The following is a 13,827-nucleotide window of genomic DNA, read 5'->3' as shown; positions in this document are numbered from 1 at the left end:
ATAAACTTAAAGCTAATAAAAAGGAATTACAGTGGTAGACGAAATAAATGCCGCTAATAATAGCGAAGAGCCAGATCAGTTGCCTGATGGTTCAATGGAACCACAAAGCCCACAAGAAGCAGATAGTACTGATTATGGCTTAATGAAAGGTGCTCGCGTAAAGCACATGGATTTGCAACAAGAAATGCGCGAATCCTACCTTGCTTATGCGCTTTCTGTTATTGTTGAGCGCGCTTTACCAGATGTTCGAGATGGCTTAAAGCCTGTTCACCGTCGCGTTATTTATGCTATGTATGATGGCGGTTATAGGCCTGATCGCGGTTATAACAAGTGCTCTCGCGTTGTTGGCGATGTTATGGGTAAGTATCACCCTCATGGTGATTCTGCTATTTACGACACTTTGGTTCGTATGGCTCAATCTTGGTCAATGCGATACATGCTTGTTGATGGCCAAGGAAACTTTGGTTCTCCAGGTGACGATCCTGCAGCAGCAATGCGTTATACGGAATGCCGCATGGCGCCTCTTGCTATGGAAATGGTTCGAGATATTGACAAAGATACTGTTGATTTCTTGCCAAACTACGATGGTAAAACTCAAGAGCCAACAGTTTTGCCATCTCGTTTCCCGAATCTTTTAGTTAATGGTTCTGCAGGTATTGCTGTTGGTATGGCAACAAATATTCCACCTCATAATATGCGCGAGGTTGCCGATGGCGTACATTGGGCTTTAGATCACCCAGATGCCAGTAATTCAGAGCTTCTAGAAGCTTTAATTCAGCGAATTAAAGGTCCTGATTTTCCTACTGGAGCAACAATCTTAGGCCACAAGGGAATTGAGCAAGCGTACCGTACGGGTCGCGGCTTAATTACAATGCGCGCTGTTGTTAATACAGAGGAAATTAAGGGACGTATGTGCTTGGTTGTTACTGAGCTTCCATACCAAGTTAATCCTGATCGTTTAGCTGCCTCTATTAGGGAAGCTGTGCGAGATGGAAAGATTCAAGGCATTGCAGATATGCGCGATGAAACGTCTGGCCGTACTGGTCAGCGTTTGGTTCTTGTTCTTAAGCGAGATGCTGTTCCAAAAGTTGTTTTGAACAACTTGTATAAGCATTCGCAATTGCAACAAACTTTCGGCGCTAACATGCTTGCGCTTGTTGATGGTGTTCCTCGCACTTTGAGTTTAGACGCGTTTATTCGTCATTGGGTAAGTCATCAGCTTGAAGTTATTGATAGGCGTACACGCTACTTAAAGCGCGAGGCAGAAGAGCGAGATCATATTTTGCAAGGCTACTTAAAAGCTTTGGATATGATTGACGAAGTTGTTGCATTAATCAGATCTTCTAAAGATGTTGAAACAGCTCGCACTGGTTTGATGAATTTGCTTGACGTTGATGAAGTTCAAGCAGATGCTATTCTTGCAATGCAACTTCGTAGACTTGCAGCTTTGGAACGTCAAAAGATTCTCGACGAGCACGAAGAATTAATGCGCAAGATTGAAGATTACAACGATATTCTTGCAAGCCCAGAACGTCAGCGCAAGATTGTTGGCGATGAGCTTGACGAAATCGTAGCAAAATATGGAGATGAGCGCAGAACTAAGATTCTTCCATTCTCGGGAGAAATGAACGTTGAAGATCTTATTGCCGAAGAAAACGTTGTTGTAACAGTTACTCGCGCAGGCTATATTAAGCGCACAAAAGCAGATGAGTATCGCGCACAACACCGCGGAGGTAAGGGTATTAAGGGAGCAAAGCTTCGTGAAGATGATGTTGTAGATCACTTCTTCTTAACATCTACTCACAATTGGCTTTTGTTCTTTACTAATCGCGGACGCGTTTACCGCATTAAAGCATATGAGCTTCCAGAAGGATCAAGAGATTCTAAAGGTCAGCATGTTGCAAATCTTCTTCAATTTACTCCTGGAGAAACAATTCAAGCGGTATTGTCAATTCAAAATTATGATGTAGCAAAGTATTTGGTATTGGCAACTCGTTCTGGAAAAGTTAAGAAAACTGCTTTGCAAGAATATGATTCTCCACGACAAGGTGGCTTGATTGCTGTTCGACTAATGGCAAACGAAGAAACTGGGGAGCCAACAGACGAGCTGATTGGTGCAGCTTTGTGCAACCCAGAAGACGACATTATTCTTGTTTCTAAACTTGGTATGAGCCTTAAGTTTAGAGCAGATGATGAGCAACTTCGACCAATGGGCCGTCAAACTGCAGGCGTTCAAGGCATGAGATTTAGAGAAGGCGACGAACTGCTGGATATGGATGTTGTGTCGGTAGATACAAGCAAAGATCTTCTTGTTGTTACAAACGAAGGATTTGCTAAGCGTACAGCTATTGAAGAGTATCGTTTGCAAGGAAGAAACGGCTACGGTGTTAAAGCTGTACAGCTTACAGAAGGCCGCGGTTCTTTGGTTGGTGCTTTGATTGTTGAAGAAACAGATCAAGTAATGGCAATTATGAAGTCTGGTAAAGTGATTCGTTCCGACGTTAACGAAGTTAAGCGCACAGGTAGAACCACTCAAGGTGTGACTTTAGCAAAGCCAGATAAGGGTGATGAAATCATCTCGATTGCTCGAAACGAGGAAAGAGATGATGATGAAACTCAAAATGAAGAATCATCAGAAAAAACTATTGGAAGGAACTTAGATGAGTGAAGATTTTGAAGTATCCAATAGCAAAGTTAGTGGAGAATCTAATACTAGTTCTCCAAGAACAGTAGGTGCAACAGCTACGTCTTCTTCTAATGGATATAGCGTTAGAAAATCTACTCAACCAAGAGCTAGAAGGATGAGTCTTTCCCTAGTTAGAGTAGATGCTTGGAGTGTTGCAAAAGTAACATTTTTGCTAAGTGTTGCTGGCGGAATAATACAAGTTATTGCAGCGGGATTAGTTTGGCTATTTCTAAACATGATTGGTGTTTTTGATCAAGTAACACAGATTGTTTCATCAACAGGCTTAGATAGCAACGGTTTTAACCTTGCAGACGTGTTTTCTTTGCCAACTGTTTTAAGTGCTGTAATAATTTTTTCTGTTGTAGAAATAGTTATTGCAACATTATTATCTGCAATTGGATCTTTGCTTTATAACGTTGTTGGATCATTAGTTGGTGGAATTCACTTAACTCTTGGTGATGACTAAAGCAAAAAGCACGTATAATTAATGATTTAATCTCATAAAATTAATCCCCACTAAACTTTAAGTCGATTAGTGGGGATTATTTTTATAAAAATTATTTATAAAAATCATTAAACAAACTATTTTTTGTAAGATAGATCTCGAATATCTTCCAAAATTTTAATCATTTTTTCTTCGCGATCTTTGCGTTTTTCTTCATCACTCTTTTCTTTTTCAAATTGCAAGAAAGGAAGACCAATCTCTCTTAACTTGTTAATAGGAAGAACAATGCAAAAATAAACAGCTGCAGCAACAATAAGGAAGTTTAAGATTGATCCAATAACTGCACCAAAAGAGATTGTTGCACCATTTATTGTTATTGTTAAAACACCATCAAGATCTGGCTTTCCACAAATTATTGCTATAAGTGGATTAATAATGTTTTTAACAATCGAAGTAACAACGGAAGTTACGGCGCTGCCCATAACAACACCGACTGCCATGTCGATTACGCTACCTCGTGCAATGAATTTTTTGAAACCATTAAACATATAAAATACCTTCTGCTATTTAATATTTGATGTCTATTTGATATCTATATTATTTTAATTTTCTTAATATTTTGTTGTAAATAAAACTATTACTTTTAGATAGATTAAGAATATACAAAACAAGTATTGGGTACATTATTGCAGAAGTTAAAACATCACTAGGGAAGTGTGCTGCAACAACAAGTCTAGAAATTGCAACAACAGCAACAATAATAATGCTAACGATTAATCCAAGCCTTAAGAAAGACTTATTTGCAATATAAATAATCATAAGAGCCATTGAACAAATAGCTACTGCTGCTGCAGTGTGACCGCTTGGGAAGCTTGGATCTGGTGGAACTTTAATTTTTACACCAATAAATGGCCTAGGCCTATGAACTATGAATTTAACAGCAAAGATATAAATCATTGGCAAAAGGCAAGTCGCAAGCTGTATTAGAGTTATGCGCCAATCTCGTTTTATAAAATAAGAAACAACAGACAAAATAAAAAGTATAACAATACATGATTTTGTAGAAAAAACTATTGCCAGCAATTTAGAAAGAGCCATTATAAAAGACGGAGAATAGTTGTGGAAAAATGCTACGATTCCTGCTTCAAAAGATCTTTCTGCACTATTAACAAGCAAAAGTTTTCCAATTAAAGGAACTAAAATCGCAAGAAGTATAACAGTAGAACACTTCTTATTATTAGTTATATAGAACTTTATTTTTTCTAAAAATTCGTAAAGCTTATTTTTTTGATTCATAATTAAAGATTACACTTAGAAATATATAATAAACTTGTAATATTAAATTGGTTTATAAGTTTTATTTGTTTATTTTGCATAATTTTGTAAAAATGTAGTATATAAACAAGTATGTAAATAAATTTAGCAAACGCATGTTTGGTATTTAGATGTGATTTGTACACCGTACGAGGTGACGAGTAGTATGAGGAAAGGTAGAAAGGGTTTACAATGAGCGTGCTTGACAGACTTGAGAAGAGCGTTGAAGGTGCAATGAATGGAGTCTTCGCAAAATTCGGGTCTAAAGACTTGCAACCTGTTGATCTTTCTAGTGCATTAGAGCGAGAAATTGATAACCAGTCTATGCCAATTGATCGCGATCGTACGGTTGCGCCAAATGAGTATCACTTTAAGCTTAGTACTCCAGACTTTGATCAGCTCGGTAGTGAAGCTTTAGCAAATGAGCTTGCGGATAATCTTACACAATATGCAAAAAGTCAGCATTATGCTTTTGTTGGCCCAGTTGCAGTTATTTTTGAAGAAGATACTGATCTTACAAAAGGTAATTTCAATTTAACTTCTGATTCTGTTCCAGGAAACGCTGTTCCTGTAACAACTCAAGAGCAGTCAGAAAATCATCCAATGCTGGAGATTAATGGAAATAGGTATTTGTTAACAAAAGATCGCACAATATTAGGCAGAGGTTCTGGTTGCGATATTGTTATTGATGATCCTGGAATTTCGCGTAGACATCTTGGAATAGACGTTACACCAGATGGTGTTATTGCTAGGGATCTTGGATCCACTAATGGTACTTATGTTGAAGGTCATCAAACTCCAGCAGCAACGCTATTAGATGGAAACACTATTACTATTGGGCGCACCCGTATTCTTTATTGGGCTTCGGATCAAGATCAGGAGTAGTAGACGAATACGTAAAGAGATACGAGTACACGCATGATATTAACCGAGTTGACTTTTGCTATACTTAAGTACAGTTTTTTAGTACTTTTGTGGGTATTCGTATGGTTTGCTGTTCGATCTTTACGAAAAGATATTGAAATTTTTAGTCCTAAAAAGTCTAAAGCTTGGAAGAATAAGTCTCATCGCAGACCAAATCCTTCTAATGATGAATCTTTAAGAAATAACAATATTGCTTCTGCTAATTTAGAGAAGAATAATCAAGCTGAAATGCCAACTTTGCTTGTTATTATTGATGGTCCTTTAGCTGGTTCATCGTTCCCGTTGGAGCCTTCTGGCGTAACTCTTGGAAGATCTGCAAACAATACGGTTGTTCTAAATGACGAGTTTGTTTCTTCTCATCACGCGCGCGTGTATTTTAATCAATCTGTAAATTCTTGGGTTCTTGAAGATTTAGGTAGTACTAACGGAACTATGATAGGTCATAGTAGAGTTAATGAACCTGTTGTTTTGCCTCCGCGCAAGTCTGTGCGAATCGGAGCAACAATGTTTGAATTGAGGTGAGTAAATGGCGCAATTCGATTCAAACATTGAAGATAAAACAAGTAGTCAAAAACAGCAAGATCAAGTTGATTCTGCAAGTAATAACGTTTCAAGTAGTGACGTTGCAAATGTTGTAAGTAGTGAGTCTGCAAATAGCAGCGATGCGAATAATAATCCAGTAAATAATGCTGTAAAAAGTGAAGAACAAAACTTAAATAAGGCCTATTTTATAGACAAAGCGTTGTTTATGTATTCAACAGCTGTTAGCGACGTTGGTACTGTTAGAAGCAATAATCAAGATTCGGCATTTGCTGGAGAAAGATTGGCTGCTATTTGCGACGGTATGGGTGGGCATGCTGGAGGAGATACGGCTTCTACAATTGCGATTAGGTCTTTAGCGCACATTGAGCAAGATTCAAGACCAAATGATGTAAAAGCTGTTTCTTCAATGATGGAAACTTCGATTATGGCTGCTCACGACGCGATTGTTGGTAAAGCCAAAAGAGAACGCAGACTTGCTGGCATGGGAACAACAGTAACAGCTGTTTCTTTAGTAAACGGATATTGGGTTCTTGCGCATTTGGGTGATTCTAGAGCGTACTTGTTGCGAGATAATCATCTTATAAGAATGACTTGTGATCATAGTTATGTTCAGCATTTAATAGACACGGGTCATATTACTCCAGAAGAAGCAAGAAATCATCCGCAAAGAAATGTTGTTATGCGCGTTTTAGGTGATTTTGATATTGACCCAAGGCCAGACGTTGCTATTAGACAGGCACACCCTTCTGATCGTTGGCTTTTGTGCTCGGATGGTGTGTGTGGAGTACTAGAAGATTCTACAATTCAAGAAGTTATGAGCACTGTATCTAATCAAGAAGAGTGTGCTCAAAAACTTGTTTCTATGGCGCTTAAAGCTGGAAGCACAGATAATGCGACTGCTGTTATAGCAGATGCAACTTTGGCACTAGACGCAGATGCTTTTGATTTGCCTCATCAAACGCCATTAATTGGCGGTGCTGCAAGCAAAGATTTAGAGTCTATAGCAGATATTGTTAATAAGGCTGTTTCTTCTACGCCACCATTGCGTGAAGGTAAGGATTCTCCTGCTCAAAGAGCTGCTGCTCTTATACAAACAGATTCAAAATCGGAAGAAAAAGATGAGAAAATTGCAGAAACCACTCGTCTTGTGCAGCCTTCGCATTTAAGAAACGAAGAGGAGTTAAGATCTACAGATACAAACGAGATTCCTATTGTAAAAAAGAAGAACGGTAGAATATCAACAGATCCTAGGGATCCAGATGTTCAGCGTGCTGTAAAAAGAGAACAAGCAGAAGCACACAAAGCAAATAGAATTAGAAGAAGATGGATGAGAATAGGTGTTGCTTTTGCAACGCTTGTTGTGTGTGCGATTGTTGCTTGTGGAGCTTATCTTGTTTATTCTTGGACTCAAAAGCAGTACTACATTGGCAAGGGAAACGGCAAAGTAGTTATTTACCAAGGTGTTCCTACTAACATATTTGGATTAGAGCTTTCGCACCAGATTGAAGAAACAAATATTAAAGTCAAGAATCTGGATAAGTCTTGGCAAGATCAGCTTGATGAAGGTATTAGTTTTAGCAGTCTTAAAGAAGCAAGAGGTCATGCAAGGCTAATTGGAAGAGAAATGCGCGCTCGAGAAAGCGAGAAGCGTGGTAATAAGCCAAAAAGTATTATTTCTAATTCAGATAATAAAGACGGAAATAATAGTGGAGTTGTAGATTCAAGCAATGATTCAGGAGGTAAAACCTCGTGAACATGTTTAGTATGCGCATTAAGCAAATATCTTTGTTGCTGTTTTCTGTAATTATATCTTCAGTAGCATTTTTACAAATGTTTCTAAGGATTGATGGATTCGTTCCAGCAAACTATGTTGGTATGCTTGTTCTAACAACGGCGTTATACCTTGTTTTGTGGGGCGTTTTGATTGTAAAAAAGCCTTATTCTAGTCAGGTAATACTCCCTTGTATTCTTCTTCTTACAGCTATTGGAACTGTTATGATTGCAAGAATAGATAAACAGCACAACACTAATGTTGCTATGAAACAGCTTATTTGGGTTTGTGTTGCTCTTGTATTATCCATAATTTTTGTGATGGTTCTAGAAGATTATAGGATTCTTAGAAGATTCTCGTACGTTAGCATGGTGATTGGTCTTGTTCTCCTTTTATCTCCAATGCTTCCAATAATCGGTAAGGAAATTGGCGGAGCGAGAATTTGGATTGGTTTTGGAAACCACACTATTCAGCCAGGAGAATTTGCAAAACTATTCTTAGCTTTCTTCTTTGCAGCATACTTGTTTGATCATAGAGACAGACTTGCAGTTGGTGGAACAAAGATTTTTGGAATTCATCTTCCACGATTCAAAGATATGGGTCCTATAGCGCTTGTTTGGGCTGCTTCAATGTGTGTGCTTGTTGTGCAACACGATTTAGGAACATCATTAATGTTCTTTGCAATGTTTGTTTCTATGCTTTACGTTGCAACTGGAAGAAAAGGCTGGCTTGCAATAGGCTTTATAGCATTTATGATTGGATGTTTAGTTGCTGTTAAGCTTTTTGCACACGTTCAATACAGAGTTGACGCTTGGCTTAATCCATACGACCCCGTTATTTACAACAGATTCCCAGGTGGGTCTGCTCAAATTGTTACTGGATTATTTGGCCTTGCTGCAGGAGGCATAACTGGAACAGGATTAGGCCAAGGTCATCCTTCTTTAACTCCACTTGCTAATTCCGATTTTATTTACGCTTCGGTTGGGGAAGAATTAGGATTAACTGGTTTGTTTATAGTCTTAATTCTTTACATGATTATTATTGCGTCGGGCATGATTACTGCTATGAAGATTAAAGACGGTTTTGGAAAGCTTCTTGCATCTGGTCTTGTTTTTACAATGGCGTTCCAAGTATTTACTGTTGTTGGCGGAATCACGCTTGTTATTCCACTTACTGGCTTAACAATGCCTTATATGGCAGCTGGTGGTTCTTCTCTAGTTGCAAACTATTTGCTCGCATCTATTTTGATTGTTATATCTAATGCTGCTAATAAGCCAGAGGCTGCTATATCGTCTGATACTTTCCAATACGAAGCTTTAGCTGCTCTTAGGGAAAGAGAGCTTAAGCAAAGAGAAAATAAGTCCTCTAATCTTAACTCCTCTAATCTTAAAGAAGATGGGGGTGAATCTTATGAATAAATGTTTGAAGCAGCTTTTTAGTGCAGTAATTGTGTTGTTTGTTGTTTTATGTATTTCTAGCACGTATATAACATCTATAAAAGCAAACGAATTAAATTCTGATCCTAGAAATAGGCGCGCGCTATATCACGAATTTGGCGCTCCAAGAGGAGCAATTCTTGCATCCGATGGAACTGTTTTAGCGAAATCAGATCCATCTAAAGATGCATTCGTGTATCAAAGGTCATATTTTAACGGCCCTGCTTATGCTCCAATAACGGGTTATTATTCAATAAGTCAAAGAGCAGATAGAGGAATAGAGGCTTCTAGAAATCAGCTTTTAAGTGGAGAATCCGACGCGCTATTCCTTCAAAAGTTTAAGTCTCTATTTACAGGAGCAGAAAACAGAGGTGCTTCTATAGAAACATCTATTAACACTAAGCTTCAAACTCTTGCATACAATCTGCTAAAAGACAAGAATGGCGCTTTAGTTGCAATAGAGCCAAAAACTGGAAGAATACTAGCAATGGTTAGTACGCCTAGCTACGATCCTTCTTCTCTTGCATCTCACAATGTTTCTTCAGCAAACAGAGCATATAAGGATCTTATATCTAACATATATAATCCAATGCTAAATCATTCAATATCTGAACTTTATGCTCCTGGTTCTACTTTCAAAACGGTTGTTGCTGCAACAGCGCTAGAAACTGGAAAATATGATTTAAATACTTCGATTCCAGCTGGATCTTCGTACACTCTTCCAGGAACGCAAACTCATCTTACAAATGTTGTTCCAAGTGCTAGCGGATCGAATGGTCAAATATCTTTTGAAGATGCTTTAGCTTATTCTTCAAATACTGCATTTGCACAACTAGGAGTTTCTTTAGGGGCAGATGCGATTGTTAAGCAGGCTAAAAAGTTTGGATTATTTAGCTCATTTACTTTAGACGGATCTGATTCAACAGGATTCCCAATGAGAGTTGTTGCGTCTTTGCTTAATCAAAAGCCAACGCAAGATAAGCTTGCTCTTCAGTCGATTGGTCAGGGAGACGCTAGGGTTACTCCTCTTCAAAACGCTATGATTGCAGCTGCTATTGCAAATAATGGAACACTTATGAAGCCAACGCTTGTTGATTGCGTAAGGTCTAGTGACTTGTCTGTTATTTCTCAAACAACGCCTACTGTTATGAGTCAGGCTTTAAGCGCGCAAAGTGCTGCAAAACTCAATGCTATGATGCAAAGTGTAGTTGTAAAAAGTAATCAAAATCTTTCTTTGCCAAATGTTGCTGTTGCAGCAAAATCGGGAACAGCACAAATTGGGTTTAGAAATCAAGCTATTAATGGGTGGGTTATTGGATTTGCTCCTGCACAAGATCCTAAAATAGCTGTAGCAGTTGTTATTCACAACGCTAGTACGTATGGAACGCTTACAGCAGGGCCAATTATGAGACAGGTGATGAAGGAGGCGCTTAAGCAATGAAACTTGTTGAAGGACAGTTAGTTCATCATCGATACAGACTAGATAGAAGACTTGCACAAGGAGGCATGGGAGAAGTCTGGAAGGGCTTTGATATACAGCTCGGCAGGATTGTTGCCGTTAAAGCGCTTAGAACCGATACAAGCAATGTTGAAGCTAAATTACGCAGACTTAGAGCAGAAGCACATAATTCAGCAAATCTTGCTCACCCAAATATTGCAGCGTTATTTGACTACTACGAGCATGATGGCATTGGTTTTTTGATTATGGAATATGTTCCCAGCAAGTCTTTAGCAGACTTATATCATAAAGAAAAAACTGTTGAGCCAACGCGATTGCTGCCTATACTTATTCAAACTGCAAGAGGTCTTTTTGTTGCACATTCCCACGGCGTTATTCATAGAGATGTTAAGCCAGCAAATATTATGGTTTCCGAAACGGGAAGCGTAAAGATAACAGATTTTGGTGTTTCGTACTCTAGCGACCAAGAGCAGATTACTCAGGATGGAATGGTTGTTGGAACAGCTCAATACATTTCCCCAGAGCAAGCTCAAGGAGAGCAAGCAACAGCCCAGTCCGATATTTATTCTCTTGGAGTTGTTGCATACGAAGGACTTTGTGGACATAGGCCATTTACTGGAACTACGCCTGTAGATATTGCAGCTGCACACGTTAATGACCCTGTTCCACCTCTTCCAGATAGTGTTGACCTTCAATTAAGACAGTTTGTAATGTCAATGCTTTCTAAGAATCCAAAAGATAGGCCTAAAGATGCTCTTGTTGTTTCAAAAGTGCTTGCAAAAATTGAACGAAGACTTTTGGATCAGCAAACAGCGTTTAACAATAAAAACACAATAGATTCTTCTAACGGTCAGCGCATTAAACGCAGCGTTAGAAGTGTTCCAAAAACACAAGTTAATATTATTAACATTTTGAATAATAACGACCGCAAGGAGCAGCAATGAGTAACACAATGCCTACCTCATTAGCGAATGGACGGTACCAATTAGGTGAATTGATTGGCCGCGGTGGAATGGCCGAAGTGCGAGTCGCAGAAGATAAGCGCTTGGGTCGTACCGTTGCTGTTAAAATCATGCGTTCTGATTTGGCAAATGACGAAATCTTTTTGTCTCGTTTCCGCCGAGAAGCACATTCTATTGCGCAAATGAATAATCCAAACATAGTGAATATCTATGATTCTGGAGAAGAGTCTGTTGTAGACGACAATGGCGTAGAAGAGCATTTGCCGTATCTTGTTATGGAATATGTTAAAGGAAAAACGCTTCGCGATATTCTTAAGATGAATGGCGCTTTAAGCCAGCGTGATTCTGAGCAGGTTATGCTTGGAGTTTTGAACGCCCTGGAGTATTCGCATAGAATGGGCGTTATTCACCGAGATATTAAGCCTGGAAACATTATGATTTCCGAGCAGGGCATTGTTAAGGTTATGGATTTTGGAATCGCAAGAGCGCTAGACGATTCTGCAACAACAATGACACAATCGCAAGGTGTTGTTGGAACTGCGCAATATTTGTCTCCAGAGCAGGCCCGTGGAGAACAGGTGGATATGAGATCCGACTTGTATTCTGCAGGATGCGTCTTATACGAGATGCTAACTGGAAGGCCGCCTTTTACTGGCGATTCTGCAGTTGCAATCGCATATCAGCATGTTTCAGAAGTTGCAACTCCTCTAAGTACGCTTGTTCCAGGTCTTCCTTCAATGTGGGATAAGATTTGCGCAAAAGCAATGGCAAAAGATAGGCAGAATAGGTACGCAACAGCTGCTGAATTTAAGAACGACATATTAGCGTTTATGAACGGCGGTGTTCCTGTTGCAGCAGCATTTAATCCGCTAACAGATTTAGCTAATATGCGCGCAAGAAAGCAGGCAGAGCAGAATGCTGCAACTCAAGCTATTGGAGCGGCAGACACTGCATCTACTCAAAGTTTTGGCGCGATTACAGGCCAGTTTGATGCGTATCCAAATACGGGCTACAACACAAGAGCTGCTCAGCGCGCTGCAAATCAGGCAAAAAGAAGTAAGCGCATTGTTATTGCTTCTGTTGTTTCTGCGATTGTTTGCGCGATTGTTGTTGGCGGAATTCTATTTATGCTAAATCGCAGTAAGCTAGCTGGAGATATTGTTGTTCCAACATTTAGCGAAACTACAACTCAAGATGCTGCTAAAGAAAAGCTTCGCGCGCTTGGTCTTATTCCAGATATTTTGGAAGACGATAAGTCTACTAAGCCAGAGGGTACTTTTACCAAGCAATCTCCTAAAGGTGGAGAGAAGGTTGCGTCTGGGTCTAGAGTTAGCGTTTGGTTCTCTATTGGTCCTCAATCAACTAAGGTTCCAGATGTTACTGGAAAGTCGCAAGAAGCGGCTAGAAAAGCTCTTGAGCGTGCAGGATTTAAGATTTCTAACGTTAGAGTGGAAGATAGTACAGACGTTAAAAAGAATCACGTTACTAGAACTGACCCAGTTGCAGATTCGTTTGCCGATAAAGGTTCAATGGTAACTTTGTACATTTCTTCTGGCTTAACTAAGGTTCCAGATGGAATGGTTGGGCAGTCCAAAGATATTGTTGCTGGAGAATTGCAAAATCTTGGATTTACTGTTAATACCGTAGAAGAAGAATCCGACACTGTTGCAGAAGGAATGGTTACTAAAATGAATCCGTCTTCTGGAGCTGCTGTAAAACCTCATAGCGCTATAACTGTGTATGTTTCTAAAGGAAAGCCTAAGGTAGAAGTTCCTCATGTTGCTCTTGGAACATCAACGTTAAAGCAAGCTAAGCAAATACTAGAAGCAAAGGGCTTTAAGGTTGTTGCTGATGGCTCCGCTACAGATGACGATATTGTTGATAGTATGTCGGAAAAGGAAGGGTCTAAGATAGATAAAGGCTCTACAATAACGCTTACTGTAAAAACTCCTCAGCCTTCTGTAGACACCACTACAAAGCCTGGAAGAACTTCAACATCTGACTCATCTTCTACAACAACAAGCGATAGCGATAAATAACAAAATGCCGCCTAGTTTTCCGTTGTTTTAACGGTGCTAGGCGGCGTTTTTGTATTTAACTTGTAAGCTATTTAATTTGTAAGCTACTAAGATTAATAGTTTGTGTTTTAATAAGCTATTTTAATAAGCTATTTTAATAAGCTGTTTTAATAAGCTGTTTTAATAAGCTGTTTTAATAAGCTGTTTTAATAAGCTATCAAACCAATGATTTATAAGCTGCTTGTAATCTAATAAGCTAGAAAACTAAT

Annotated in this window: 11 protein-coding genes; 9 read left to right on the top strand and 2 right to left on the bottom strand. The window is 39.1% G+C overall.

Features of this window, described 5'->3' with window-relative positions:
* Positions 1 to 31: 31 nt before the first annotated feature.
* Together gyrA and HXT30_RS05490 are read left to right on the top strand one after the other, a co-directional pair.
* Positions 32 to 2,668 (top strand): DNA gyrase subunit A, encoded by a 2,637-nt coding sequence (gene gyrA / locus HXT30_RS05495; RefSeq protein ID WP_116438086.1) that lies wholly within the window; start codon positions 32 to 34, stop codon positions 2,666 to 2,668.
* Positions 2,661 to 3,152, top strand: coding sequence for a DUF3566 domain-containing protein (locus HXT30_RS05490; RefSeq protein WP_422111496.1), 492 nt, complete (start codon positions 2,661 to 2,663; stop codon positions 3,150 to 3,152). The genes gyrA and HXT30_RS05490 overlap by 8 nt, the downstream gene beginning before the upstream one ends.
* 116 nt (positions 3,153 to 3,268) lie before the next feature.
* On the opposite strand, the gene mscL is transcribed toward HXT30_RS05490, so the two are convergent.
* Positions 3,269 to 3,679, bottom strand: a complete 411-nt coding sequence (mscL, locus tag HXT30_RS05485) for a large conductance mechanosensitive channel protein MscL (protein WP_116438085.1) — start codon at positions 3,677 to 3,679, stop codon at positions 3,269 to 3,271.
* Between the two features lie 49 nt (positions 3,680 to 3,728).
* Positions 3,729 to 4,427: a phosphatase PAP2 family protein gene (locus HXT30_RS05480; RefSeq protein ID WP_422111495.1), complete on the bottom strand. Its 699-nt coding sequence runs from the start codon at positions 4,425 to 4,427 to the stop codon at positions 3,729 to 3,731.
* Between the two features lie 210 nt (positions 4,428 to 4,637).
* On the opposite strand from HXT30_RS05480, the gene HXT30_RS05475 reads away from it, so the two are divergent.
* Genes HXT30_RS05475 through pknB form a run of 7 tightly spaced genes read left to right on the top strand, consistent with a single transcriptional unit; the run spans position 4,638 to position 13,579 of the window.
* Positions 4,638 to 5,330: an FhaA domain-containing protein gene (locus HXT30_RS05475; RefSeq protein ID WP_004131193.1), complete on the top strand. Its 693-nt coding sequence runs from the start codon at positions 4,638 to 4,640 to the stop codon at positions 5,328 to 5,330.
* A 33-nt stretch (positions 5,331 to 5,363) separates the two neighbouring features.
* Positions 5,364 to 5,891: an FHA domain-containing protein FhaB/FipA gene (locus tag HXT30_RS05470; RefSeq protein WP_004131195.1), complete on the top strand. Its 528-nt coding sequence runs from the start codon at positions 5,364 to 5,366 to the stop codon at positions 5,889 to 5,891.
* Positions 5,892 to 5,895: 4 nt separating this feature from the next.
* A complete protein-coding gene (locus HXT30_RS05465) occupies positions 5,896 to 7,665 on the top strand; it encodes a PP2C family protein-serine/threonine phosphatase (protein WP_422111494.1) in 1,770 nt (589 codons plus the stop codon).
* On the top strand, positions 7,662 to 9,101 hold the full coding sequence (locus HXT30_RS05460; protein ID WP_050567879.1) for an FtsW/RodA/SpoVE family cell cycle protein: 1,440 nt from the start codon (positions 7,662 to 7,664) through the stop codon (positions 9,099 to 9,101). The genes HXT30_RS05465 and HXT30_RS05460 overlap by 4 nt, the downstream gene beginning before the upstream one ends.
* Complete coding sequence (locus HXT30_RS05455) at positions 9,094 to 10,560, top strand: peptidoglycan D,D-transpeptidase FtsI family protein (protein ID WP_032812872.1); 1,467 nt, start codon at positions 9,094 to 9,096, stop codon at positions 10,558 to 10,560. Before HXT30_RS05460 ends, HXT30_RS05455 begins: the two co-directional genes overlap by 8 nt.
* Positions 10,557 to 11,522 (top strand): serine/threonine-protein kinase, encoded by a 966-nt coding sequence (locus HXT30_RS05450; protein ID WP_016635516.1) that lies wholly within the window; start codon positions 10,557 to 10,559, stop codon positions 11,520 to 11,522. The genes HXT30_RS05455 and HXT30_RS05450 overlap by 4 nt, the downstream gene beginning before the upstream one ends.
* Complete coding sequence (gene pknB, locus HXT30_RS05445) at positions 11,519 to 13,579, top strand: Stk1 family PASTA domain-containing Ser/Thr kinase (protein WP_016635517.1); 2,061 nt, start codon at positions 11,519 to 11,521, stop codon at positions 13,577 to 13,579. Before HXT30_RS05450 ends, pknB begins: the two co-directional genes overlap by 4 nt.
* The last annotated feature ends 248 nt before the right edge of the window (positions 13,580 to 13,827 follow it).

The organism is Gardnerella sp. DNF00571G (genome assembly GCF_049262695.1).
GTDB classification, from domain to species: Bacteria; Actinomycetota; Actinomycetes; order Actinomycetales; family Bifidobacteriaceae; genus Bifidobacterium; species Bifidobacterium piotii.
This window is presented reverse-complemented; position numbering and strand designations above follow the sequence as displayed.